The organism is Leptolyngbya sp. O-77, from assembly GCF_001548395.1.
Taxonomy (GTDB): Bacteria; Cyanobacteriota; Cyanobacteriia; order Elainellales; family Elainellaceae; genus Thermoleptolyngbya.
Map to the genome: position 1 here is coordinate 5,291,266 of NZ_AP017367.1, position 26,476 is coordinate 5,317,741.

Below are 26,476 nucleotides of genomic sequence, written 5' to 3' on the forward strand. Positions count from 1 at the left end.
CTAGCCGTTCTTTGTGAGTGCCGTATGTTCTCGGCTCAAGTAACCTAGATACAAACGGGCCAGTCTTAAGTGTAATGATTGAATCACTGTACCCTTGTTAGTCTGAAGGTACTCTTGAAGAGCCTTTAAACGACCTTTTTCAATGCCTGAAAGATTCTTGTCCTCCAGGCTTTTAGAAATGTCCGCTTCGATGGAATCAATGATCCTTTTGCAGTTATTTGCTAGACTATCTAGATCATTGACAACTGCATCAGCAAAAACACTATTTTTATTTTCAGTCTCCTTGAGTTTCCAAATTTGACTGGCATTCTTGCGACCTACTTGATAACGAATGAAGTTCTTTATAACTTCGAGAGATGTAACGGGTTCAGTTGCTGCTGCAACGACATTCTTAATAGGTGATTTCTCCTTGACATTTTGGATATTGAACTTTTTGGCAACTCTCTCAACTTTGCCGATGACATCATCAAGCTGCTGGCTGATGCCTTGATCAATTCTTAATGCCAGTTGCTCTTGAGCATTAATACTAGAAACCGTACTCACTTTGCTTCCTCCCGAAAAATGGTGTGAAATTCATCGCAAACTCGTATCTGGCCAAAGCCTTCTGGGGTACGCTCTCCCACACCCCGTTGCTCTAGGCGCTCTAGGGCAGGTAGCCACTGATCCAGGTGAGGCGTGCTGAACAGGTAGACCGCTCCACGATTGGTCACCAACTCCATATCCTTCATCAGTCCCCAGGCGGCGTTCCAGCCAGCGCGATAGTCGTAGCTGCTGTAGGTAGCATGGAGTTGCAGGTCAGGATCGGCTACCCCAGCTTCCTGACAGAGCATTGCAGCAGAGATGACCGTGGTGCGTCGCCATCGATCGGTCAAAATGGCGTCTGATTGCAGATCAAGGGTGAAGAACTGGCGATTGTCCAGTAAAGAATTCTGGGGTTTGCCAAACACATCCCACAGCTTCCAGCGCTTGTGAAGATGGTGATTGAACTGCTGGATGCGATCTTCAACATCAGAGGTAACGTCCTGAGGTTGAGCAGTCATCTCCACCTTGCCCAATCCCCTAGAGGCAGAACCTCCCAGTCTCCAGTTCTGAAATTGAGCATTGATGAAATCCGTTAGTGCGCTGGCTAAGACTTCATCTTCCAAGCGGATGGTACCAGAGAAGAGGGTTTCCTCCTGACCTTTTTTCCGAGTTTCACTGATGACCTCAATACCGTAAAGGATGTTTTCCTGGGCGGTGGCTCGTCTACGATTAATGCCAACCCGTGTGAGCAATCGAGCCTCCACTTTCTGTGAGTGATAGCGTGGCTTCCCATCGTCATCGTCTTCAACCGTGTAGAAGCCGCCGTAGGGTTCAACTCGTCCCCCATCTCTGGGGCAGTTGGGGTCATACAAATGATCGTGCCCCTCAGCACAGAAGCGATCGATCAGGGTGTCAAATACGCCATAACTGTCTGACTGGCTGCTACAAAAGCCGGGATTGCTCTTGGAACTGACGGCGGTGGCGGGCAGCAGGCGAACCGGCAGGATATCTCCTTTGCGATTTCTGGCACTGGGATAGGCGTTGCTGAAAATGGCTGCCCCTTGCTCCAGGAATAACCGTTGAAAGTCCCCACCGGGTTGAGTTTGATCCACATCGGGATATTGCAAAATCTGGGCGGCGATCGCGCCTCGAATCACCGAACCCGGAATATGGTCGTGAGCCTCGCTGACGGAGCCACCTGGCTTACGGGTGCCGATCGCCAGCGGTGATAAAGCTTTAATGGTTAACTGAATCTCTTTCATGGGGCATTTCCTACCTTGAGCGATTCCCAGGCACTCTGGTCAATGTCGATGTCGCCAATCTGCCAGGTCAGCCAGCCTAACCCGGCGGACTTACTGCCGCCCAGGGCAGGAATATGATGGAGCGCGGCCAGCACCAGCGCCCTGGCATAGGGTGGACAGTCGGGCTGGAAGTAAAGATGGCCGACAAAGGGCAGTTGCACATTAACGGGTGAGGTTTCCAAAAAGTACAGTTTCTGGTCTTCGGCAGTGCGGCGACGGCGATTGATCGTTACCCCCGGACGCAAAACTTCGGGCAAATCTTTGGAATTTTCTAGGCAGATCAGGTCATCCACGATTAAGCGCGAGGGCAAGGCAGGGTTGCCAAAGATCTGGCAGATCAGGCAGTGATGCTGTGGCTCACCAGCTGTGCGCTGAAATTCTGAGTTATCTCGCCCAATCTGGGGACACATGGTTTCTGCTACAGGAGACTCACAGACGGGCCAGCCCAAGGCTCGTGCTAATTTTTCGCATTCATGGCGCAGGCGACCCTTTAGCTGCGACCCCGGAATCAGCAACCGTCCATCAGCCAGTCGCACAATCGGTTTATCTGCCCAGGGACCCGTGGAACCACCCGCCCCCACGCAGAGGGCACTGTCGATCACTGCTGTGAGCGGGATTTCAGTCTGGACTTGAGATAAGCTACTTAACTGAACCATGATTATGCCTCCCCTGGAGCGGTTGCGGGTGATTCGACCTGTCCGGGTGGATGCCTTTGTTCCGCCTGGCCGGTCTCGGTAAATGGATAGAGGTCTACTAACTCCCGCCAGATGGTTTCGTAAGTGGTTCCACCCTCACCCAGCAAAGACATCCAGGGAGCCAGATTACCGGAATTGTTTGGATCTTTGGGTTGGCACCAGGCGTTTTCAAACTCTTCTTGCAGCAAAGCTTGCTTTTCCTTATCCAGCCGCACTCGGAAGTAGCGGTAGTTAAGGATAGCTGTGTGTTTCCCCTGTTCCAGCAAACTGCGAATTTGGTAGAGTTGCGATCGCGGGAAGTCGGCTTCTTTCAGCGCTTTCGCCGTTTTCAGTAATCCACCAATTTCATGCAGCGTGTAGGGAGCACCATAGAGTTTGAGTTTCGGTTTGCCCTCAATCACCAAACCGGATTTACGGAAGTCTTCGATGCTGGAGGACAGCATTGTGACTGATTTCATTACCAGGAAGTCGATGGTGCCGCCGTAGTACTTAAAGTCTTTTTTCAGTTGCTTGGCCTTCTTCTTGGCAGATTTGAGTAGCTGGCTCACCAGCTTTTCGGCATAGTAGATGGGTGTATCTTCGGCTGTGATCAACACACCCACTGACATACTGAGTTGACAGTGGGAGTCTGGTGCGCGGTCGGGTCGGTAACGATGGATATCTTTTTGAGGCTGTAACTCATCCCTCACCCTAAATCCTTCTCCCAAGTCGGGAGAGGGACTTTGATCTGGCTCCCCATCCCCTAGCAAAATCTGCTCGAATTGCTCGCTCAGGGTTTGGGCGATCGCCAGTGCCTTGTGGGCTGGCACAATCAGTAGGACATCATCGCCACCAATCGTCAGAATCTCAAACGGGTGTATCCATTTGCCATCCCGTCCCTGGGTTTCAGTGTCATCAATTCCCTTAAGCTGATGGGGTGAGAGATGCTGTGCCAGTGCCCGGTAGACCGAGTGTTCCGTCGCTTGCGAAACGGCTTCACTGAAGCTCTGGTATGCTTCAGGTGTTTTGATATTTTTCTGAATATATCCCCCCATGTTGTTGCCATCAGCGTAAATATAGGCAACAAATCCGGTCGGTGTGCTGGCATTACCAATTTCCCGCAGCGATCGCGCTTCTCGATGCTTCTCTTCTAGATCAGGATAGTGAGGATGTTGACAGTAGGTCAGATCTGGATGGTCACGCAGGAAATCTTCAAACTTACTCACCCAACTGGTTAATGTTCCTGGCTTCCAAGCATCCAACCAGGTTTCTTGATCAAACCAAGCCGTATTTTGATTATCTCGCTTAGACTTTTGTCCAGCAATGCGCTTGCGGGCTAGCACATCTGAAAACCAGGGTTCACCCGGTAATTGTTTGGCTTGCTGCACCGCCGATCGCCGTTCAGTCTCGTCCCGACGCAGGTAGGGATGGGTTTCAAACATGGGGGGATACCGCCGACTGGGGCGTTCCTCCCCTGGTATATCCTGTCCAGCCCGCCGCTGGTTAAAGCGAATAGCAAGCTGAGTCACGAGTTCGTTGAAGTTCTTGCGAGACTGGAACTGTTCAAAGGCATCGCCATCCGGTTTGCCATAGTAAGCCTTGACGAGGTCACGATCGCGGTTTTGCTGATACCACTCGTACCAGTTTGTTTGCTCGATCGGATCGTTGAGTCGTCCAAAGCGCAATTCCAGAAGCCGGAAGCGATCGCCCACAGCACAGGAATTTGCGGTTAGAGTTTCCTGGGTGTAGCGCTTCTCAATCGCATTCGCTAAATCATTCACATAGGCAGGTGGGCAGAAGGCCAGGATATTGCCGCCGGTTGAATAAATGATCAGTTCAGGAATGAGTGCCTGGGATAATCCGGCGAAGTCTTGATCCAGCCATTCACGCACCTGACTGCAATATGCTGGTTCATTCTGACATTGCTGAAACCGGGAAGATTGCTCAGCCTGGAAAAACGCTGGCAAATCAACCAGATTGATCCGATCCAACAGGGCCGATGCCCCCCGGATATCCGGCAGTTTTGCCGCTTCAAAGACATATTGCTTAATTTTGGTGGCACCGCCATAGACCAGCCCAATCTGGGATTGCCAGAGTTGGGGATGGGTTTCTGTATATGCCTTCAGGTCTGTCAGTGTTCTGGGATAATCTAACTGATTAAGCTGGCGCGCATTCTCTAGGTGAAATCGCACTTCGGATGGCACCAGATCTGGCTGTCCGGCTCGTAAGGCCTGCACCATTTGCTGGAGGGTCGAGAGTGGGAACTGTGGCTCGCGATCGTTCCCCCAGGCAAGACACCAGGTGATGGCAATGGTGATTTGCTTCTTACTGTCTTCCCGTTTATCAGTTTGTTCTTCGTCAAGCACACTATCCATTCTGTTTCACCCACTCTGCAATATGACTACCCAAATTCATCAAATCTGCTCGCCCAAAGACCGCTATTTTCTGATTTCGCGTTGCCACTTCCAGTTCCGATCGCAATGAAGCCGGATTGTGATGACAACAGACCAGCCCCACCCGCGCTTCTATGCCACCTAACTGTCGTGCTCGCACGCTGGCTTCCATCAGCTTTTGTTTGCAGAGCGATCGCTTATCAGTGGTGGTACAGGAGAGGGCGAAGAGTTGGTAATGATGCATAAACGCCACATCAAACTCAAACTTTGCCCAGGATTGATGGGGCTTTTGGGGGTCGCCGATGTTGAAAGAAACACGGCTATCATGAATGCCGATATCAGACGCAACTTGCTGAATTTGAGACAGAACGTGGTGTTCTAGCCAAGTGCCATCTAGCCATTCGCACACTTGAGTCAGATCTCGAAATCCCTGCTTCTGTGCGGTTGGCAGCGATAGAGAGCCGTCCCTAGCTCCCAAATAGGGTTCCATGACTTTCGCTATCATAACTTCGGGTAAGCCAGTCAGGTCGATGGGGTCAAGCCCCGCCAGTTCTGCTTCTGATCGCCAGCGAGAGTATTCATTTTTGGCCACGCTACGCAACTGACGATTGCACCAGTTCCGCCAGGCTTGCGCCAAGTCTGGAGATTGATGGAAGTGGGCGATCGCCTCTGCTGCTTCGGGCAATATTGGAGCATTAAGCGGTGGACGGTCATCCTGCCAAGACAAACCATGCAACCGGAAGAGTTGATCTAGGGAAAGATTGGGAGTCACCTTCACGCGCTGGCTAGGCTTCCCGGTTTGCTCAAGCGTCATCTCCAGGGTATTGGAATCCAGGTAGCTGAAGACCGCCTGGGGCTGCACGGCTTCAACGGCCCGGTAGGCGTGGACTGACATCACTTTGGTGCCACCTGTGTAGTTCATGCCAATGGGTCCAGCGAGAGATTGAGCCATTTTTCCAATGGTTTGCTGAATGGCTGAAGCATCCGCCTGTCCTTTGCCCAAATCAACGCAGCGAGCAGCTTGAAGGCTGGAAAAATCTTTGAGTACCTGCGTTAGATGCTTTGCTTGGGCAGCGGTGCGTTCGGTGTGAATCAGAATCGGAGTGCCGCCTGGTTTTAGAAGGGTGAGGGCTGCTACAGCATTGGGGAGGGGATTCTCACCCATGAGCAGGAATAAATAGTCGGTTTGGTAATTGCTCAGGTTCATCGATTTGTTCCCAGCAACGCGCTTGTCATCTGCTCCAGCAGCACCGATGGAACCGCGCAGGGGTTTCCCTGCACCCAAGGGCCACAGGTGATCTCTAACCAGGGTTTCTGTTTGTGGACGGTTTCGCACGGTTCCAGGGAACTGTGAATCACCGCCAAGCATTTGAGGTTACCCCGATCGCCACAAAACTCGTGCCAAGCGGGAATCTCCTCTGGTTTAGCGCTAATCACGATGTAGTGAGAACAGGCTTCTAGGATAGGAACCTTGGCAATGTCCACCTTGCCGCCCACGTCCACAATCACCAGCGGCTTTTGGCGGCGCAGTTGCAAGATAGCGTGGGCATGGTGGGCAAAGAAGCGGGGAGAGGACTCGCCCTTGTAGGCCAGTTTGAAGGTTTCTCGATCGGCATCGGTCGCCGTTTCAGGGAGTTCCAAAATCCAATTGCCTTCGCCGTCCCAGTTGGCCCGCTGAAGGAAGAGGTCCGGATGGGTGGGCAGCAAGGCACTAAACAACGCATGGCTAAAGACCGATTTGCCGCTGTCGGGTGGGCCCACTACCATCAGCGCTGCGCCTAGGCGGGGTCGAGTCATCGCCTTTGGCAAGGCCACCACCTGCCCAATTTGCACTTGGCGAGAATGGGTAGCCACCACCACGCCTCCTTCTAGCCGCGGATCAAAGCACGCAACCCAGGCGGTCGGGTGCAATTCGTGGACGAGGTAAGCATAGAGCCAGATGGGGGCACGCCCAGTAATCACAACGCCGCCCGTTGTATCAATGCCGCTGGGCAAGCTCAGGGTTTGCAAATCAGCAGGCGTGATGAGGCGGTCGGGGGTATTGAGGGCGATCGCCAGCGTTTGAAACCGTAGCCCCTGATAGTCTTGGGGAGCGCTGACGCTTAGCGAAATCGTAGGCGGTGAGATCGCCTGGGTGGGGGGATATTGCAAAGATTCAGACATTCAACCAGATTTGAGAAACCTCAGGAGGACAAAATGCAGCCCACCGCTGCCCCTCAGTCACTCTGGCAAAACCAAGCGCTGAGCTGGTCAAGCAGGGTTGAGTAGCTTGTGGTTTGGTTGCTATTCTTCATTATGACGAAAAGATTGAAGAGGGGTTTTCAAAGAATAGAGCACGAGCAACCTGCCACTGGTTAAAGCACAGCACATCTGACTTTTCAGAGCTTTAGGGCTAGCTAAAGTTGAGCCTTGTAGGCAAAGCATCTACTCATCCAGAGGGGCAGCATTCTAAAGTAAAGTACCCACCAAAGCCAGGAATTCCAGCCCATTCGATACACGAAAACATGTTTTCTAACAGATAGAGCAAAGTTTTCTACGGTTCTTCATGGGCTGTTTAGGCTTGTTCACACTCTAGCTTTAGAGTTTCCGTTTCCCGAGCGATCGCCCCTTGTTGGCCACTTCACGTTCCGGTTCTCTACCGCTTCCTGTCTGCAATGCGTTCCTTCAAGTTTCCTTATCCACCGACCCCCGCCGTCTTGCACTGGCTCAGCGGCGGCCAACTGGCAAACCGCCTAGGGCGATCGCTGCGGCTCTGGCTACTGCTCGATCGCCTCTACAGCAACCCAGCACTGCAACAAGCATTGCCCCAGCCCTTCCGTTACCAACAGCTCTGCCGCTTGCTCTATGCCCCCAGCCACAGTTGGGCAGAAACCGTCAGCCGCCAGCAGATTACGGCCTATTGCCAAGGAACCGACTGCCTCTGTCAACAAACCGCCAGCCAGCTCATCTTTTCCCATCCAAATGCAACCGCAATGCAGATATCGCCCCAGGCGTGGGGGGAAGCCATCTGCCACATGACAGGGCTTACCGCCTCGGCCCTGGAGGAGGAACTCGAAAAATGCCCCTTTGCAGTGACCCACCGCAGCCTGCGGGCAGACTTGGATTATCTTACTCAAGCCCAGTGGCTACAGCTAGCAGATTCGCAGATGGGCACAAAGCGCTATCTAAGAATCCCACCAGAACAGTGGCCCATCCCGCCCGCAGATCCCGTGCTGCGGACCCCTGGGCTACTGTCACGACGTGACGGCTGGACGCTGCTGCGGGCCCTAGAGTCCATTGCATTTGTGCAGCCGCAACTCGAGGTCATCATTAATCAGTTGTGGGACGCTTTGACAGAGCGATCGCCCCAGGGTCAGCCCTCCCCCTTCCCTACCCGTGAACCCACCCGCCGCATTTTCATCCATCTCGACTACATTCTGAACGAAACCGTCCAGGAGCGGGTCGATAGCTATCAGGCAGAACTAGAGGCTCTATGGCAAACCCCCGACGGCGGCGTGGTGCAGTTTGACTATTGGCTAGCGCGGCAGGAGCAGCAGGTTAGGGTGACCGTTTATCCCGTGTGTTTGCACTACGCACGGCGAGCCAAGTACCTCAGCGCCTACGGGGTCGATCCGCAAGGCAACTTTGGCTGGCATAACTACCGGCTAGACCGGATTGTATCCCCGCAATTGCAAGTTTTGCCCTGGGGCGATCTGGCGGTTCCTGAGGCGTTAAAGGCGCTACGCCACGCCGGCCAGTTGCCAACGCCAGCAGCCGTCGAGCAGGCCTTGGAAGCCGCTTGGGGGTTCAATTTCTATTTGCCCAAGGCGCTGCTGATCATGCGGTTTTCTCCCGCCTTTGCCCGCTGGTATGTGGATGAAACCGATCGCCATCCCACCTTTCACCCCCTGCCCCATCGCGCCCTGCCCCGGCTGATTCGGTTGCAGATGGCCGATACAGCAGAACAGGCAGCCCTGCTGGACTTGGTGGCACGGCTACCAAAGGGCGATCGCTACTATTGCGGCTGGATTCGCCTGGGGGACATTAATGTAACCATGCGGCTGCGGGACTGGCGACCCAATGGCGAAGTGATTGCCCCCCTCGCCCTCCGGCAACAGATGCTCCAGGAAGCCCTCCAAGAAGTGCATTGGTATCAAGCCCATCAAGACAGTGCGGAAAACCGATCCGCTAAAACCCAAGTCAATCCTAGCTAGACCGCTCCTAATTGGGGAAACACGATCCAATTACGCGAAATTCCTAACCGAACTCCTGACTAATGACGGTGTAGCAATGAGCACAAGGCCAGTTTAAAAACTGGACTACTAAAAGCCGCTACCCAAGAAGTTGGTTAGGAGTTCTAAAAATGTCGCTACTGTATCTGACCCAGCAAGGTGCCAAGTTGCAAAAAAACCAGAATCGCCTGGTTCTAACGCTGCCGGAGTCCGCCTCGATTCATATCCCCGTGCAAGAAGTGGAACAGGTGATGGTGTTTGGCAATGTGCAACTGACCACCCAAGCCTTGACCACATTGCTGCTGCGGCAGGTGCCAGTTATGTTTCTGTCCCAAACGGGCAGCTATCGCGGGCACCTGTGGCGCGATCGCCACGACCACCGCGCCCAGGCGGCCCAGTTTGCCCGACTGCGAGACCCCGCGTTTCAGCTCGCCCTGGCCCGCGAAATTGTAGTCGGCAAAGCATGGAACTCGAAGCAACTTCTACTCAAGCTCAACCGCCGCCGCAACTTGGCAACAGTAGACACCGCCATCGCCCGCATTGACCGAGAAATAGAAACGGTGAACCACCTCGACCCATCGCCCGATTCCCTGCCAGACATCATCCCCAACATCCTGGAACAACTGCGAGGCTACGAAGGGGCGATCGCCGCCCACTACTTCCCTGCCTTCGGGCAGCTCATCCTCCCGCCAGAGTTCACCCTCACCGAGCGCAACCGCCGCCCGCCCCGCGACCCCGTCAACGCCATGCTCAGCTTTGGCTACACGCTGTTGTGTAATAACGTCCTTTCGCTGCTGATTCTAGAAGGGCTAAATCCCTACCTGGGCAACCTCCATCGCTCCGACCGTAATGAAGCCCAGCTCGCCTTTGACCTCATGGAAGAGTGGCGATCGCCTATCGTAGACGTTCTAGTCATTGCCCTCCTCAACCAGCAAATCTTCAAACTCCACTACTTCTCCCCACCCCAGCCCAACGGCGGCATCTACCTCAACGAACAAGGCCGTCGCCGCTTTTTGCAAGCCTTTGAGCGACGCATCATGACCCCCGTCCACCACCCCGATGCTCGAGAACCAGTTCCCTACCGCCGCGCCATCCAGCTCCAAATTCGGCGCTACAAACGCAGCCTGCTCGAAAATATCCCCTACGAAACCTTCCGGCGCGTTACCTAACTCCCTACAGCCACCAACCTATAACTTCTCCTTATTCCGAAGAGCCACCAACCCATACCTTCCCCTATTCCAAGAGTTGTCCCTCTATACCAACTCCTCACCCCCCTTATGCTAACCCTCATCGTCTACGACATCCCTGACAATCGCCGTCGCCACAGGCTTTCCAAACTCCTCGAAGGCTACGGACGGCGTGTCCAAGAAAGTGTATTCGAGTGCTTCCTAACTCAACTAGAAATGGAACGCCTATTTCAACAGGTCGCTGCCAGAATGAATCCCGCCGTAGACAACGTGCGGTTTTACTGGATTCCGCCCCAAGCAGTGGCAAAGACGCGAACCATCGGCAGCGACAAGCCCAAACCGCCACCCTCAGCCTATATCTTCTAACAAGGGGAAAAGCTGGGAAGAGGGAAGAACGAAGAACAAAAAACGAAAAACGAAAAACGAAAAACGAAAAACGAAAATCCCCAGCCTCCACCAGCCCCCTGCCCATAATCTCCTCCTCCGCCCTCCCTCATCGCTCTTCCCTCTTCCCTCTTCGTTCTTCGCTCTTCGTTCTTCCCTCTTCCCTCCTCGTTCTTCCCTCCTCGTTCTTCCCTCTTCCCTCCTCGTTCTTCCCTCTTCGTTCTTCGTTCTTCCCTCTTCCCTCTTCGTTCTTCGTTCTTCCCTCTTCCCTCTTCCCTCTTCGTTCTTCGCTCTTCGTTCTTCCCTCTTCGTTCTTCCCTCTTCGAGAATCTCGACAACTGCAAAAATTGCAGCTATTCTAAGTGATTAGCAACCCACGAAGGTGGCACGAACCTTGAAAACTGCATAAACTCGTTAACCATCGTGGATTGCTTGCACCACAGCGGTTTCAAGCAATCCTTTGAAAAGTTTCCTAGGGTTCAGGAACAAGATTTTGTCACGGAGGTAAACCTTCGTGGTTTTTCGTTCCAGAATCCCTTCGGGATAAAGCTTCTGGGAAAGAGGCCTTTCATCCCATTTCCCCGCAAGGGGACGGAAACAGTTGACCTGCTACCGTTACGATACCCAGATTCAGACGGATAGCTTTCATCCCCATTTCCCCCGCAAGGGGACGGAAAACCTGCTGTTTGGGCCAAGTGGGACGGCCCGCGCTTCACCTTTCATCCCATTTCCCCGCAAGGGGACGGAAACTAGCGAAATCAGTTCAGAAGGATTGGCTAGGATTTTAGGCTTTCATCCCATTTCCCCGCAAGGGGACGGAAACTACGGGCCATTAGCTGACCATCGTAGCGATCGCCCCTTTCATCCCATTTCCCCGCAAGGGGACGGAAACGACACGATGAACTAGCCAAACTGGGAGTCCAGTATAAACTTTCATCCCATTTCCCCGCAAGGGGACGGAAACAGTGTAGTTCCACCGTTGCCTAAGTGAGCCAGAAATACCCACTTTCATCCCATTTCCCCGCAAGGGGACGGAAACCAGTTTGCTACTTCAGACGAGTGCATCGCATCAGGCTGTAACTTTCATCCCATTTCCCCGCAAGGGGACGGAAACAAGCTTGATTTACTAACTCAGTACCGTAATACTGTCCAGCCTTTCATCCCATTTCCCCGCAAGGGGACGGAAACTCCACTACAGGACTTTCCACTACAGAACTTTCCACTACAGAACTTTCATCCCATTTCCCCGCAAGGGGACGGAAACCCTTTTGTACTCGATATCCGGTTCGGAATTGTCTTCTTTCATCCCATTTCCCCGCAAGGGGACGGAAACTTACAGTAATGTCTGCGAGGGCATCTATCTGAAGCCCTTTCATCCCATTTCCCCGCAAGGGGACGGAAACCGTAAGAAGGAAGCGGGAGATCGCCCCAGAAGTTTTCTTTCATCCCATTTCCCCGCAAGGGGACGGAAACCCTTGGGAGTTTGTGTTCACGAGGGCGATCCTCTACTTTCATCCCATTTCCCCGCAAGGGGACGGAAACGGGTTCAAGCCAGCTTCTCCTTCGGATGCTCCTCATTGTTATCCTTTCATCCCATTTCCCCGCAAGGGGACGGAAACTCCAACGACGGGCGCGACTCGGTTTGGTTGGCATTAACGGTTTCTTTCATCCCATTTCCCCGCAAGGGGACGGAAACAACGGCGTTAAGGTTGCGTGGCAGCCGATCGCGATCGCCCTTTCATCCCATTTCCCCGCAAGGGGACGGAAACTCTCAAGATCCTTCAATCGCAAGGTAAAGGAGATAGCAGAAACCCTTTCATCCCATTTCCCCGCAAGGGGACGGAAACAGGACACCCTGCGTCAAAAGCTCCAAAACCTGGAAGCCCAGCTACACTTTCATCCCATTTCCCCGCAAGGGGACGGAAACCTTGAGCTCTATCCCGTTGCCACAGCCGCTGTCTGTCCACTTTCATCCCATTTCCCCGCAAGGGGACGGAAACTCTTTGTGAGTTAGCGGCGCTTGATAATAGTCGCGGTTGATCTTTCATCCCATTTCCCCGCAAGGGGACGGAAACCATGCGATCAAATGCTGCCCTGCGTTCTGCGCTGGGTATGCTTTCATCCCATTTCCCCGCAAGGGGACGGAAACACAGGACAGCTTTGGCGGTATCAACGGTAAAGCTCATCTTTCATCCCATTTCCCCGCAAGGGGACGGAAACCTGGGCTGTGGCTCGAAACTTGCCCCATGTCCAACGGCGGGCGGCCTTTCATCCCATTTCCCCGCAAGGGGACGGAAACGTCAGTGATAACAGCGGTTTGAGAGCGTGTTACAGGAATTTCTTTCATCCCATTTCCCCGCAAGGGGACGGAAACGCCGTTGGCGTGTTAATTGCAACTGGACAAACAGTTGAACCTTTCATCCCATTTCCCCCGCAAGGGGGACGGAAACCCCAGGCGTTTTCGTTACTGAGAATACTGCTGGCTTAGTCCTTTCATCCCATTTCCCCGCAAGGGGACGGAAACGTGCCAGACAGTTGGCTCAGTAAGTTCAGCAGCGCATCTTTCATCCCATTTCCCCGCAAGGGGACGGAAACTCGCAATGGCGCTGCAACAAACTCGCAGCATAGGCGCTTTCATCCCATTTCCCCGCAAGGGGGACGGAAAACTCTTTAGCCCTGACTGTGCCTGAGCCGCTTGATCCTTAAACTTTCATCCCATTTCCCCGCAAGGGGACGGAAACTCTAATGTTTGAGCAGCATTTTCAACTCAGCGACTATCTGCTTTCATCCCATTTCCCCGCAAGGGGACGGAAACACCCTTAACTTACCTGGAGAGTCGTCACCAAAAGGAACGTAGAGCTTTCATCCCATTTCCCCGCAAGGGGACGGAAACCTAATTTCATAATTTCACCCAATTTTCCAACTTTCATCCCATTTCCCCGCAAGGGGACGGAAACTAGGCTGCGTCTTTTGCTCATGTGGGCGATCGCTCCTTTCATCCCATTTCCCCGCAAGGGGACGGAAACCTCAGGAGCAGCTATATAGGCTAACTACAGCGATCGCATCTTTCATCCCATTTCCCCGCAAGGGGACGGAAACTGCAGGATTCTGAGGGAGAGCAAATAGACACAAGAAGTCTTTCATCCCATTTCCCCGCAAGGGGACGGAAACGTACAGAGCTAAAGCTGTTCATCACCTCCCACCATTGCGGCTTTCATCCCATTTCCCCGCAAGGGGACGGAAACTCAGCTAATTTTGCTGTGACTACAGCGGGTGGTACAGCTTTCATCCCATTTCCCCGCAAGGGGACGGAAACATTAGGAGGATTTCCTTTTTAGAGAAGCTGCACTAGTTGGGACTTTCATCCCATTTCCCCGCAAGGGGACGGAAACTCATTCCTACGGCGCATCGGCTGAATTTTGGTGAAACTGCTTTCATCCCATTTCCCCCGCAAGGGGGACGGAAACTAAACCAAACGTCGTCTCCCATCGAGACCCTTAGCAGGGGGACGACTTTCATCCCATTTCCCCGCAAGGGGACGGAAACAATTCGGACTACCCTGTTTGAGGGAGGGAGCAACAGCGTCGTCTTTCATCCCATTTCCCCGCAAGGGGACGGAAACCGGAAAGCCGAGACTTCTCCGCCTTAACAAACTTCTTCTTTCATCCCATTTCCCCGCAAGGGGACGGAAACCTTATTGGGTGAAAGATGGCTCAGCCAAAGTCACTCAACTTTCATCCCATTTCCCCGCAAGGGGACGGAAACCTCGCCAGCAGGTGCAGCAGCAGGTTCTCTTCGTCGCGCTTTCATCCCATTTCCCCGCAAGGGGACGGAAACCCAGTGATTCCAGACTCATCTAAGTCGCCTCCCCCCCCTTGCTTTCATCCCATTTCCCCGCAAGGGGACGGAAACCAGGGTTGATTCTAACAAGGGGTGGCTGCGGCTGGTCTGGCTTTCATCCCATTTCCCCGCAAGGGGACGGAAACAGGATGCCACTCTGGTTAGAGAGAGCCAACCGCGCAGGGGACCTTTCATCCCATTTCCCCGCAAGGGGACGGAAACGGTATTGATCCGAGGTATTGATATGTTGTGGAGCTTCTTTCATCCCATTTCCCCGCAAGGGGACGGAAACTTCAATCAAACACAACGGAAGAGTAATCGCCTACACCGACGCTTTCATCCCATTTCCCCGCAAGGGGACGGAAACCTGGTTTGTAGCCATACAGCTCCGCCTGGATGCCGCCTTTCATCCCCATTTCCCCCGCAAGGGGACGGAACGATTGATGTGACATTCTCAGTTAATTATGGGGCGATCGCCCCTTTCATCCCATTTCCCCGCAAGGGGACGGAAACCGCATGGAAGACGCTAGCGGCCAACACCAAAATGCGATTCCTTTCATCCCATTTCCCCGCAAGGGGACGGAAACAATGCTGGCAGGCGAGCATCACCGAGTAGATGTCGCCCTTTCATCCCATTTCCCCGCAAGGGGACGGAAACTATCTGGTAGCCCGATCCTGCCAGATCCGTCACCAGCTTTCATCCCATTTCCCCGCAAGGGGACGGAAACAGTACCCAGTCGGATGTAATGCCTAGCAGGTGGATTCGACTTTCATCCCATTTCCCCGCAAGGGGACGGAAACCGCAGTTGCGTCTGCTCCCCTTGCTTTGAGATCTTTCATCCCATTTCCCCGCAAGGGGACGGAAACTTACACCGAGTTTATTTTCGACCTCTAGCCAGCGAGCGCAACTTTCATCCCATTTCCCCGCAAGGGGACGGAAACTTGATGGGCGTGTCGGACAGTCCCAGCGACAAATCTTTCATCCCATTTCCCCGCAAGGGGACGGAAACCGCCACGCCTGGATCAGGTGATAGGCGATCTCCAGCGGGCTTTCATCCCATTTCCCCGCAAGGGGACGGAAACCTGAGAAGGGTTTGATGCTGGTGACACACATTTCAGCTTTCATCCCATTTCCCCGCAAGGGGACGGAAACCCGACCGCTTCGAGAAATTAAGACCAGCCAGCCTAATCAGTCTTTCATCCCATTTCCCCGCAAGGGGACGGAAACTTGAATATTTTCACGGCTGCTGGGTTGAGCTTCAAGTGCTTTCATCCCATTTCCCCGCAAGGGGACGGAAACTGGCAGAAAAAGACAAATTAAGCGCTAAGTATTTAAGCCTTTCATCCCATTTCCCCGCAAGGGGACGGAAACACTGAAAGCGAAAAGATGGGTGATGAGCAACAGTGACCCTTTCATCCCATTTCCCCGCAAGGGGACGGAAACTCAATTCTCTGTGAATGCCTTCAATGAAGCCGAAGGCATTCAACTTTCATCCCATTTCCCCGCAAGGGGACGGAAACGTAATAACGATACCGCCGCGCCCACGACGCTCAGACTCAACTTTCATCCCATTTCCCCGCAAGGGGACGGAAACCCCCTCGCCAGAATATCCCCCCAGCGATCGCCCAATCTTTCATCCCATTTCCCCGCAAGGGGACGGAAAACTCGGGTGTGCCCGCGTGGGTCACGCTCCTGTCGTTTGATGGGCTTTCATCCCATTTCCCCGCAAGGGGACGGAAAACACCAAATCGGGCGATCGCCCCTGACACAGTCCGGTAGCCTTTCATCCCCATTTCCCCCCGCAAGGGGGGACGGAAACGGTTTTTGAGGGTCAATCTGAAATTATGTTTTAACATAACTTTCATCCCATTTCCCCGCAAGGGGACGGAAACCAGACTTTGCTTGTACAAAAGGCATATGTTTTTTTACTTTCATCCCATTTCCCCGCAAGGGGGACGGAAACAATTTAGCCTATTGTAGGCTAAATACTACGTTTTTATACTTTCATCCCATTTCCCCGCAAGGGGACGGAAACCAGCAGTGAGAAATTATTACGCTCGTTCTGATAGGTTAAAACTTTTCATCCCATTTCCCCGCAAGGGGACGGAAACTCCCGTAGCGCTTGGCTTTTGCTGATGTGTCCGCAGAAGACGCTTTCATCCCATTTCCCCCGCAAGGGGACGGAAACGTTTGTGGCGACGGATTCTTGAAAGCTAATCCTTGCGACGCTTTCATCCCATTTCCCCCGCAAGGGGACGGAAACAATTCGGGCGATCGCTTGCTGCATAGCGATACTTCAACTTTCATCCCATTTCCCCCGCAAGGGGGACGGAAACCTGAGCGCGTTACCGATCTTGGCGATCCATTGCCCCAAACTTTCATCCCATTTTCCCCGCAAGGGGACGGAAACACACGCGGCTAATGCAGGAACGCGAAGCAATCATCCGGCTTTCATCCCATTTCCCCGCAAGGGGACGGAAACTATCAGCGCCTCCCGGTTGCGCGTCCTACCCGCAGCCCACTTTCATCCCATTTCCCCGCAAGGGGACGGAAACCACCCAATGGATCGATCTGTCTGGCGAATGGGCAGCGGGTGTCGTCTTTCATCCCATTTCCCCGCAAGGGGACGGAAACGTGGCGACGGGTGACCCCCCTATCGGGCTGCCACGCCAAACTTTCATCCCATTTCCCCGCAAGGGGACGGAAACATCTTGCGGCTGCCCCGCACAATGTTGAGTCCGTCTTTCATCCCATTTCCCCGCAAGGGGACGGAAACGGCGACGTGCTTCGGTGGGCGATCGCCGGGCTAGACTTTCATCCCATTTCCCCGCAAGGGGGACGGAAACGAGGAACGGATCGAGGATGCCACCGATTGTGACTGTCCCCGACTTTCATCCCATTTCCCCGCAAGGGGACGGAAACGAAAAGGAAGTAGCTACTTGCCGAAAAAAGCCAGGCAATTGCTTTCATCCCATTTCCCCCGCAAGGGGGACGGAAACTCATCTCCTCCTTCTCCTCCAGTTCCTCCTGAAGGACTTTCATCCCATTTCCCCCGCAAGGGGACGGAAACTTGGACGTAGACGGCCCAATCGTTTCTGCCAACTTTCATCCCCATTTCCCCGCAAGGGGGACGGAAACTCCGTTTGGGGTGTAGGGCGCGGGAAGAGGGTTATAGACTTTCATCCCATTTCCCCGCAAGGGGACGGAAACTTCGTCGATTGGTTCCTGGCGATGCCGCTGGTGCGGTTTGCGACTTTCATCCCATTTCCCCGCAAGGGGACGGAAACTCCAGGGGGACAAAAAAGCGGCAGTCAGATTGTTTATGCTTTCATCCCATTTCCCCGCAAGGGGACGGAAACCCGATCCAGGTGGCAGGCGAACCCTATCCCGGCCCCCATTACTTTCATCCCATTTCCCCCGCAAGGGGACGGAAACGTAGCGCAACTTGAATTGCCGCACGTAGCCCTTCCCCCTTTCATCCCATTTCCCCGCAAGGGGACGGAAACCTGGAAACCAGTCTGCTAGGTGTGGCTGTATTCTCTTTCATCCCATTTCCCCGCAAGGGGACGGAAACGTGCGTAAGCGGTCATGCGGTACGCAAACGGAGGGACTTCTTTCATCCCATTTCCCCGCAAGGGGACGGAAACGTCGGAGCAAAGTTTCCCTCCCACCCGAACTGTACGCTTTCATCCCATTTCCCCGCAAGGGGACGGAAACGAGCCTCCTCCTCCACCTGTCAACTTTAACTGTACTTTCATCCCATTTCCCCGCAAGGGGACGGAAACATCAAGGCAGTGAGTCAACGCAGGCATAATTACACTTTCATCCCATTTCCCCGCAAGGGGACGGAAACTTACGTGTCTCGTCCGCTTGGGGCTGGAAAACGACTTTCATCCCATTTCCCCGCAAGGGGACGGAAACCTGTACACAGACTGTATGGACTGTGTTCATTCAAGCCTTTCATCCCATTTCCCCCGCAAGGGGACGGAAACCTGGATACCTGTTGGGGAGTTGCGTACCCGGATTCTCTCGCTTTCATCCCATTTCCCCGCAAGGGGACGGAAACCTTCGGGAACGTAAGCAGAAATCATGATGCAGACCTGATAACTTTCATCCCATTTCCCCGCAAGGGGACGGAAACTCTTCTGTGGGTGGGCCAACGCGGCAAAAGTCATCTTTCATCCCATTTCCCCGCAAGGGGACGGAAACCTGAAGTGTCTCTAGATGCTGCGACAGTAGCCCTGCTAGATGCCTTTCATCCCATTTCCCCGCAAGGGGACGGAAACGAGTCAGGCTGTCTGACTCGTGACGCATAAGGCGAAAATTACTTTCATCCCATTTCCCCGCAAGGGGACGGAAACCGGAATGTTGCGGTCATCAATTCGCCAGGATCTCTCTTGGGCTTTCATCCCATTTCCCCCGCAAGGGGACGGAAACTTCCGTCCTTCCCGTCCCCACGTTGCCATCATATAGACTTTCATCCCATTTCCCCGCAAGGGGACGGAAACCCCCAGTGTCGAGAGTTTCTGGGTGAGGCTCTCAAGTTGCTTTCATCCCATTTCCCCGCAAGGGGACGGAAACTTTATGGGCATATCTGCTGAGATTGTGCCCTACTCTTTCATCCCATTTCCCCGCAAGGGGACGGAAACTTTTATAGGTCAATTGTCGGGCTAATTGGAGTACTCTTTCATCCCATTTCCCCGCAAGGGGACGGAAACGGGGTATTTGGCGGCAATCCAAATCTAGTCAACAGCCCCTTTCATCCCATTTCCCCGCAAGGGGACGGAAACCTCCGTGAAAGCTGTATCGTTTGATCAAGCTTCCCGCGAGGCTTTCATCCCATTTCCCCGCAAGGGGACGGAAACTCTTTGCGTTCCTTAGCCAGCATCAGTGAGGAAAAGTTGCGCTTTCATCCCATTTCCCCGCAAGGGGACGGAAACGCCGCTTCAGTGCGGAGCCGCGCTACTGCATCTTCCAACTTTCATCCCATTTCCCCGCAAGGGGACGGAAACCAGAGGAGAGCGCCAGCCAGTAGAGCAGCAAAACCAGTGCTTTCATCCCATTTCCCCGCAAGGGGACGGAAACTGCCAGCCATTTCCAGCTTGTAGGCGGTCTTTTGTTCTTTCATCCCATTTCCCCGCAAGGGGACGGAAACCTGCTGAGGCTGACGCGGCAACTGGCGACGGGCCTTTCATCCCATTTCCCCGCAAGGGGACGGAAACGTCATGATTCGGATGTGGCTGTTTTACGTGATTTGTGGGCAGCTTTCATCCCATTTCCCCGCAAGGGGACGGAAACCCTGGATGGTAGAACTCTTTCTTGTTCATGTAGTACAGGCTTTCATCCCATTTCCCCGCAAGGGGACGGAAACTAGTTTGGGCAATTGTCTACTAATTTAGATGCCCCATTAAACTTTCATCCCATTTCCCCGCAAGGGGACGGAAACGTACCAGAACAGCTACTTTCCCAGAATGCCCAGCACGTCTTTCATCCCATTTCCCCGCAAGGGGACGGAAACGGTTACCCAGTAGAGGGCTACCCACGAGTAAGGATCGCCCGCCTTTCATCCCATTTCCCCGCAAGGGGACGGAAACTAACTGAACTTCAAAAGTCCCGTATTAGATACCACCTAGACTTTCATCCCATTTCCCCGCAAGGGGACGGAAACTTGCCGGAACCATCAAGTGAAGCTGCCTGCGAGAAATCGGCTTTCATCCCATTTCCCCGCAAGGGGACGGAAACATTTGAGATTAATTTCAGCCCAACTTCTGAACGAGCTTTCATCCCATTTCCCCGCAAGGGGACGGAAACTCCACATCAGGTGTGTAGCGAAACTGAAGCTGCACCATGCCACTTTCATCCCATTTCCCCGCAAGGGGACGGAAACTAGGTGGGACTTAACTCAGTGAAGGTTTCATTCCTACGACTTTCATCATCCCATTTCCCCCGCAAGGGGACGGAAACGCGATCGCCGGATTGAGTCAGCACGTCACCCAATTCGATTGCTTTCATCCCATTTCCCCGCAAGGGGACGGAAACCCGTCGTATTCGTATTCCGAGACTTGAAGGGCAGTCTTTCATCCCATTTCCCCGCAAGGGGACGGAAACTTTACCACATCCTGCATCCCTACCAGACCATTAGGCGCTTTCATCCCATTTCCCCGCAAGGGGACGGAAACTGGTCAGAGTAGAACGTGGCGGGGCGAATGTGGGCGATCTTTCATCCCATTTCCCCGCAAGGGGACGGAAACTGGCAATCAGTACGTGCTATAATCTGGTTAGTTGAGTAAACTTTCATCCCATTTCCCCGCAAGGGGACGGAAACTCTTCGTTTTGGCCCCTCTCAGGTATCTCAGGGTTTCTGAAACTTTCATCCCATTTCCCCGCAAGGGGACGGAAACGCTATGGGATGCCTTCTACGGTCTAGGCATGTTGACTTTCATCCCATTTCCCCGCAAGGGGACGGAAACTTTGCGGGGTGCGCGGTTGGGAAGCTCGCCAAAGTCACCTTTCATCCCATTTCCCCGCAAGGGGACGGAAACGGCTATGGGCCACGCGCCTCGCCCGGTGGCATCGGCTCTTTCATCCCATTTCCCCGCAAGGGGACGGAAACCAGGTGAAGCGGCGATCGCCCGCTCCGCCAACACCGCCTGAGGCTTTCATCCCATTTCCCCGCAAGGGGACGGAAACCCTGAAACTTCTCCGCGTTTGTCGCACCGACGCTATCTACTTTCATCCCATTTCCCCGCAAGGGGACGGAAACTTTTTTGGAAAAGAGAGCCAGACAGTATGACAAAAAAAACTTTCATCCCATTTCCCCGCAAGGGGACGGAAACTCCTACACCACGCAGTGGTGTATAATTCGCTACAGGCGACTTTCATCCCATTTCCCCGCAAGGGGACGGAAACAAAGAAATAGCGGAGACTTACTCCGCTAAAACAAGAGCTTTCATCCCATTTCCCCGCAAGGGGACGGAAACACGAGAAGCAAGACCACGGTCAGCAAGAAAAGCATTACCACTTTCATCCCATTTCCCCGCAAGGGGACGGAAACTCTTGAATGAGCCTATCCAGATTTCAGAGTCAGACTTGATTCTTTCATCCCATTTCCCCGCAAGGGGACGGAAACTTGAAGGTTATGGGGCTATCCCAACTGGACTACCTGCAAGCTCGCTTTCATCCCATTTCCCCGCAAGGGGACGGAAACTCAATGACGTGTCGCGCGGGTCTAAGGTTGCCGTCACTCGTTACTTTCATCCCATTTCCCCGCAAGGGGACGGAAACATCGGTATGCTATATTGGGGCTGTGCCTAGAAAGCCTTTCATCCCATTTCCCCGCAAGGGGACGGAAACCTGATTCAAGGTAGCCAAGTTGGTGATCTAGGGTTAGAAGGACTTTCATCCCATTTCCCCGCAAGGGGACGGAAACGCCAACCTGCATTATCAGCTTGGCGATTGTGGTGGTGCTGGCTTTCATCCCATTTCCCCGCAAGGGGACGGAAACCATCTGACGATTGACATCAACTGTCACCCCTAGCAGGGCTTTCATCCCATTTCCCCGCAAGGGGACGGAAACTGAAGCGGTATCGGTGGTCGTGACGGACAGGAACCTCCTTTCATCCCATTTCCCCGCAAGGGGACGGAAACGGGCGAGATGGCGATCGCCGACGACGACGTACTGCTTTTTCATCCCATTTCCCCGCAAGGGGACGGAAACCTCAGCACATGGTCACAGTCTTTTCTGAAACGTTTCTGTCTGTTTTCATCCCATTTCCCCGCAAGGGGACGGAAACCCAAAACCCGTGGGACTATACGGACGAGTTCGACCAGATTTTCATCCCATTTCCCCGCAAGGGGACGGAAACGGGAAACGGTTAGGTGGCTTGAATGCTTGGCGCTTAATTTTTTTCATCCCATTTCCCCGCAAGGGGACGGAAACTGGACAGGGCGCGGGCAAACCAATTTCATGCTGGGTAGGATTTTTTCATCCCATTTCCCCGCAAGGGGACGGAAACTGGTACACTCGTTCTCAGTCCGACCGCGCCGCCCGCGCCCGTGTTTTCATCCCATTTCCCCGCAAGGGGACGGAAACTTGATCTGCTCAAAACAAAAGGGCAAATCTCGGATATTTTTTCATCCCATTTCCCCGCAAGGGGACGGAAACGCGGCGGCAATAATGGTAGTTGTCCCAACTTTCAATTTTCATCCCATTTCCCCGCAAGGGGACGGAAACTGTTGGTGCCGCCTGCGTCCAGGTGAATTATCAGACTGATTTTCATCCCATTTCCCCGCAAGGGGACGGAAACCGAATACAATTGTCCCAGTTGGCGGCTTTGAAGGAGTCCAGTTTTTTTCATCCCATTTCCCCGCAAGGGGACGGAAACACATCACGTTGCTGAGGTTTTAGAACTTTTTCTTTTCCGCACCGTTTTCATCCCATTTCCCCGCAAGGGGACGGAAACCCGCTGAGCAGACAGCCGCTCACGACATCGCCCATCCTTTTTCATCCCATTTCCCCGCAAGGGGACGGAAACCTATAATGGTGGAATATCCAGATAAGTATGAATAATGCACTTTTTCATCCCATTTCCCCACAAGGGGACGGAAACACGTGGAAAAGTGGCTAGGCTACGAAATCGAGATAGCTACTAATTTTCATCCCATTTCCCCGCAAGGGGACGGAAACCGAGTTTCTTAAGTTCCTCGCTGGACAGACCAATAAGGAATTTTCATCCCATTTCCCCGCAAGGGGACGGAAACTCGGGCCCGAAGCATCAAGGATTGAGCCATCAAATTTTCATCCCATTTCCCCGCAAGGGGACGGAAACCGTCGGCTTTGGGTCATCCAATCGCTCTGGGGTTGGCAGAGGTTTTCATCCCATTTCCCCGCAAGGGGACGGAAACTCGAACCGCATCCCCTCTACGATCAGAAATATTGGCTTTCATCCCATTTCCCCGCAAGGGGACGGAAACTCGGTGCTGATTTCTTCGCCTGTGGACGTACCGCCTTGCAGCTTCAAAACTTTCATCCCATTTCCCCGCAAGGGGACGGAAACCATAAGGGGAATGGCATCAAGTACCGCCCCTGATCTCTTTCATCCCATTTCCCCGCAAGGGGACGGAAACCTGATACGGCTCCCAAGCTGCCTATTCTGGTGGACTTTCATCCCATTTCCCCGCAAGGGGACGGAAACATAAAAGCGGCGGCACTGCTTGCGACAGGTATGTCCCAGGGCAACTTTCATCCCATTTCCCCGCAAGGGGACGGAAACCGGATAGCGTGAACACGACCGTCCCCGTTGCCGCGCTGCCGCTTTCATCCCATTTCCCCGCAAGGGGACGGAAACGCAGCTACTAGTTGTGTGGTGAGGGTTGGTTCCATTTCAGCTTTCATCCCATTTCCCCGCAAGGGGACGGAAACTTTTTGGGCGCGGCAACCATAGTTAACAAGCTCTACTTTCATCCCATTTCCCCGCAAGGGGACGGAAACTTGAAAGATACCTGGATTTTTTTTGCCTAGTCTGCAAACAGCGACTTTCATCCCATTTCCCCGCAAGGGGACGGAAACTTTACAATTCCAGCTAGGCTACTATTGAGTACTTTAACAGCTTTCATCCCATTTCCCCGCAAGGGGACGGAAACTCGATCCATCTTATAAGCAGATGAACTCTTCAGAATACTTTCATCCCATTTCCCCGCAAGGGGACGGAAACAGGTTAGGCATATCGCAGTCTCTCCGTCATCTTTAGACTTTCATCCCATTTCCCCGCAAGGGGACGGAAACGTGATGCTGATCTCCAGCCCATCCACTTCAACCGTACTTTCATCCCATTTCCCCGCAAGGGGACGGAAACTCGCTCATAACCTTACGGATCTCTTCACGGGCATTGAAAATTGTAGTCAACTTTCATCCCATTTCCCCGCAAGGGGACGGAAACGGTTATTGCTCTGTTGTTCGTTTCCAAACTATCAAAAAACTTTCATCCCATTTCCCCGCAAGGGGACGGAAACAACAACACTACACGACGATCGGGTACACGGGCTGCTCTTACCGCTTTCATCCCATTTCCCCGCAAGGGGACGGAAACCGGAAAGCAAACAATAGGTAACGCTAGACTTGGAGACATCCAAGCCTACTTTCATCCCATTTCCCCGCAAGGGGACGGAAACCCCCGGAGACAGTAAGTGCGTTTGCGACCCAGCAGCCTTGTTGCACGATGCGATCGCGCACCGTGGGCACAGACAGGTCTATCAACAAACGTGTCAAAATAAACACTAGTACCCGCACGATGCGATCGCGCACCGTGGGCACGGCCAGTCCGCGCACTCGGTCTTGGGGGGTTCGCCTGGTTTAGGGCGTGGCTTTTTGGGAATGTGGAGCGATCGCAGCGGTAGGGGTTGGTAGGTGCCCGTTTCGATCTGGCAGCGCAGCGTGGCCAGCTTGCGCTCGGCATCCTGCTCAAAGGCTTCCACCGTTTCGCCATCGACCCCCGCGCAGCCCCGGTTTCGCCGCACCTTGAGCCAGGCCTGCCAAAAGTTTTCTGCCGACAGAAACCGCTGCCAATCTAGTTGGGGCAGTTCCAATTTGGGTCGATCTGGCACGGGGACATCTCCTGCAAGAAAAGAAAAGTTAAAGGTTGCAACGCAAAATCAGAGACAGCGATTAGATTTGAGACTTATGTACCTAAGACCGAGCTTGATCCCTCTAGCCCGCCTTAAAAAGGCACTGACATACTTGAGACAGCAAACTTACTGCCCTCATCCCCCAACCCCTTCTCCCCGCTTGGGAGAAGGGGGAGCCAGATATGGGGTCGAAGTCTCTCTCCCGCTCTGGGCGAGGGCTTAAAGCCGTCGGCATACCAGAAACGGGTGAGGGCTGAAATTGCTGCGTGAGTTATATTTAGTGCCCTTATATTTAGTGCCCTTAAAAAGGGGGGGGAACCGATCCGCTCCGGAGGTTCCCTCTGTTTCTGGCAAAGCAGATGGCATAGCAATGACACTTGGTGCGGTTTGTGTTTTCAGTTCATATCTTCAACAGGATTGGAAGACCTCCCTTCCAAAGGGGTGTAAAACAGTTAGGTATAGATCCGGTATCGACATCAGACCTTGAGAGACAGGGAGGTTTGCCCTACGCCATGCGAAACACGCTGACCGAAGCCATTACCCAAGCCATCAAGATTGTGTTTAATGCAGAGACGATTCTGCCGTTTTTTATCGGGTCGGTGTGCCTGGGACTCTTTGGCAATGCGGTGTATGACCTGCTCCAGTCGTGGCTGGGGGATAATGCGACGGCGCTGATTCGCATTGCGCTGATTTCGCTGCTGATTTTGGTGGGGGCGATCGCCACGGTTTCGTGGTTGATCTCTCGCCAGATTTCCCTGTTGCCAACGGACGTTCCGTTTGAGGTGCAGCAAAAACAGATGGAGCAAAAATATCCGGGGCTGATTCTGCTGGTCAGCAATCTAGAAGCTTGCGAAACGGCCATTCGCTTTCATCTACCCGCGCTCAAATGCTGTTGGCTTATCTGCTCACGCGAAAGCCTAGATAAGGCGATGGATTTGCGCCAAAAATTTCCTGACGTATGTGTGGATAATCCCATTGTGATGAATGATGTCTATGATCCCCTGAAGTTTCGCGATTGTGTGGATGAAATTTATCGAACTCGCTTACCCAAGGGCTGGTCTGAGCAAGACATCATTACTGACTATACGGGCATGACTGCTCACGCCACGGTAGGGGCAGTGTTGGCCTGCATCAACACGGCTCGCCCGCTGCAATATATTCCTGCTCGAACCGATCCAAGAACTGGCAGAGTGATCGGCTCGCTCGATCCGATCCGTGTGACGCTGGGGGTGCAGATGGTGGGGCGATCGCGCCAGGGCGATCGGCAAAAGGCAAGCTAACTCTGGTGCGCCATCTGCCACTGGTTTGGGGTGCCGCGTTAGATTCTAGTGTCCGGTTTT

General features: G+C 53.5%; 11 protein-coding genes and 9 CRISPR repeat arrays. Of the genes, 4 read left to right on the top strand and 7 right to left on the bottom strand.

Going from position 1 to position 26,476, the window contains the following annotated elements:
- The 6 genes from O77CONTIG1_RS22395 to crn3 are packed head-to-tail and all read right to left on the bottom strand — an operon-like array spanning position 1 to position 7,053.
- Complete coding sequence (locus O77CONTIG1_RS22395; protein WP_068515402.1) at positions 1-543, bottom strand: hypothetical protein; 543 nt, start codon at positions 541-543, stop codon at positions 1-3.
- Positions 540-1,784 (bottom strand): CRISPR-associated RAMP protein Csx10, encoded by a 1,245-nt coding sequence (gene csx10, locus O77CONTIG1_RS22400; protein ID WP_068515405.1) that lies wholly within the window; start codon positions 1,782-1,784, stop codon positions 540-542. Before csx10 ends, O77CONTIG1_RS22395 begins: the two co-directional genes overlap by 4 nt.
- Complete coding sequence (locus O77CONTIG1_RS22405) at positions 1,781-2,479, bottom strand: RAMP superfamily CRISPR-associated protein (protein ID WP_068515408.1); 699 nt, start codon at positions 2,477-2,479, stop codon at positions 1,781-1,783. The genes csx10 and O77CONTIG1_RS22405 overlap by 4 nt, the downstream gene beginning before the upstream one ends.
- Positions 2,480-2,481: 2 nt before the next feature.
- Positions 2,482-4,872 (bottom strand): type III-B CRISPR-associated protein Cas10/Cmr2, encoded by a 2,391-nt coding sequence (cas10, locus tag O77CONTIG1_RS22410; protein WP_068515411.1) that lies wholly within the window; start codon positions 4,870-4,872, stop codon positions 2,482-2,484.
- A complete protein-coding gene (locus O77CONTIG1_RS22415) occupies positions 4,865-6,097 on the bottom strand; it encodes a Card1-like endonuclease domain-containing protein (protein ID WP_068515413.1) in 1,233 nt (410 codons plus the stop codon). Before O77CONTIG1_RS22415 ends, cas10 begins: the two co-directional genes overlap by 8 nt.
- Positions 6,094-7,053, bottom strand: a complete 960-nt coding sequence (gene crn3 / locus O77CONTIG1_RS22420) for a CRISPR-associated ring nuclease Crn3/Csx3 (protein ID WP_084782922.1) — start codon at positions 7,051-7,053, stop codon at positions 6,094-6,096. Before crn3 ends, O77CONTIG1_RS22415 begins: the two co-directional genes overlap by 4 nt.
- Positions 7,054-7,544: 491 nt before the next feature.
- On the opposite strand from crn3, the gene O77CONTIG1_RS22425 reads away from it, so the two are divergent.
- The 3 genes from O77CONTIG1_RS22425 (at position 7,545) to cas2 (ending at position 10,654) form a co-directional block, all read left to right on the top strand.
- On the top strand, positions 7,545-9,083 hold the full coding sequence (locus O77CONTIG1_RS22425; protein ID WP_068515416.1) for a TIGR03985 family CRISPR-associated protein: 1,539 nt from the start codon (positions 7,545-7,547) through the stop codon (positions 9,081-9,083).
- 149 nt (positions 9,084-9,232) lie between these two features.
- Entirely contained in the window at positions 9,233-10,270 is a 1,038-nt protein-coding gene (cas1, locus tag O77CONTIG1_RS22430; RefSeq protein WP_068515419.1) for a CRISPR-associated endonuclease Cas1, read from the top strand.
- 108 nt (positions 10,271-10,378) lie between these two features.
- The gene (gene cas2 / locus O77CONTIG1_RS22435; RefSeq protein ID WP_068515423.1) at positions 10,379-10,654 is read left to right on the top strand and encodes a CRISPR-associated endonuclease Cas2; all 276 of its coding nucleotides are present in this window, start codon (positions 10,379-10,381) and stop codon (positions 10,652-10,654) included.
- 734 nt (positions 10,655-11,388) lie between these two features.
- Positions 11,389-13,047: a CRISPR direct-repeat array (repeat unit 34 nt; unit sequence CTTTCATCCCATTTCCCCGCAAGGGGACGGAAAC).
- Positions 13,048-13,162: 115 nt separating this feature from the next.
- Positions 13,163-14,065: direct repeats of the CRISPR family, unit length 34 nt; unit sequence CTTTCATCCCATTTCCCCGCAAGGGGACGGAAAC.
- A 119-nt stretch (positions 14,066-14,184) separates the two neighbouring features.
- A CRISPR array of direct repeats spans positions 14,185-14,880; the repeat unit is 34 nt; unit sequence CTTTCATCCCATTTCCCCGCAAGGGGACGGAAAC.
- 111 nt (positions 14,881-14,991) lie between these two features.
- A CRISPR array of direct repeats spans positions 14,992-16,255; the repeat unit is 34 nt; unit sequence CTTTCATCCCATTTCCCCGCAAGGGGACGGAAAC.
- A 706-nt stretch (positions 16,256-16,961) separates the two neighbouring features.
- Positions 16,962-17,436: a CRISPR direct-repeat array (repeat unit 34 nt; unit sequence CTTTCATCCCATTTCCCCGCAAGGGGACGGAAAC).
- Between the two features lie 549 nt (positions 17,437-17,985).
- Positions 17,986-18,435: direct repeats of the CRISPR family, unit length 34 nt; unit sequence CTTTCATCCCATTTCCCCGCAAGGGGACGGAAAC.
- 110 nt (positions 18,436-18,545) lie between these two features.
- A CRISPR array of direct repeats spans positions 18,546-18,875; the repeat unit is 34 nt; unit sequence CTTTCATCCCATTTCCCCGCAAGGGGACGGAAAC.
- Between the two features lie 112 nt (positions 18,876-18,987).
- Positions 18,988-20,401: direct repeats of the CRISPR family, unit length 34 nt; unit sequence CTTTCATCCCATTTCCCCGCAAGGGGACGGAAAC.
- A gap of 117 nt (positions 20,402-20,518) precedes the next feature.
- Positions 20,519-24,683: direct repeats of the CRISPR family, unit length 34 nt; unit sequence CTTTCATCCCATTTCCCCGCAAGGGGACGGAAAC.
- A gap of 105 nt (positions 24,684-24,788) precedes the next feature.
- Here the strand turns inward: cas2 and O77CONTIG1_RS22445 are convergent.
- On the bottom strand, positions 24,789-25,115 hold the full coding sequence (locus tag O77CONTIG1_RS22445; protein ID WP_068515428.1) for a hypothetical protein: 327 nt from the start codon (positions 25,113-25,115) through the stop codon (positions 24,789-24,791).
- Between the two features lie 533 nt (positions 25,116-25,648).
- Here O77CONTIG1_RS22445 and O77CONTIG1_RS22450 point away from each other — a divergent pair.
- Positions 25,649-26,416 carry a hypothetical protein gene (locus tag O77CONTIG1_RS22450; protein ID WP_068515431.1) on the top strand — a complete coding sequence of 256 codons (768 nt, stop codon included), beginning with the start codon at positions 25,649-25,651 and terminating at the stop codon, positions 26,414-26,416.
- The last annotated feature ends 60 nt before the right edge of the window (positions 26,417-26,476 follow it).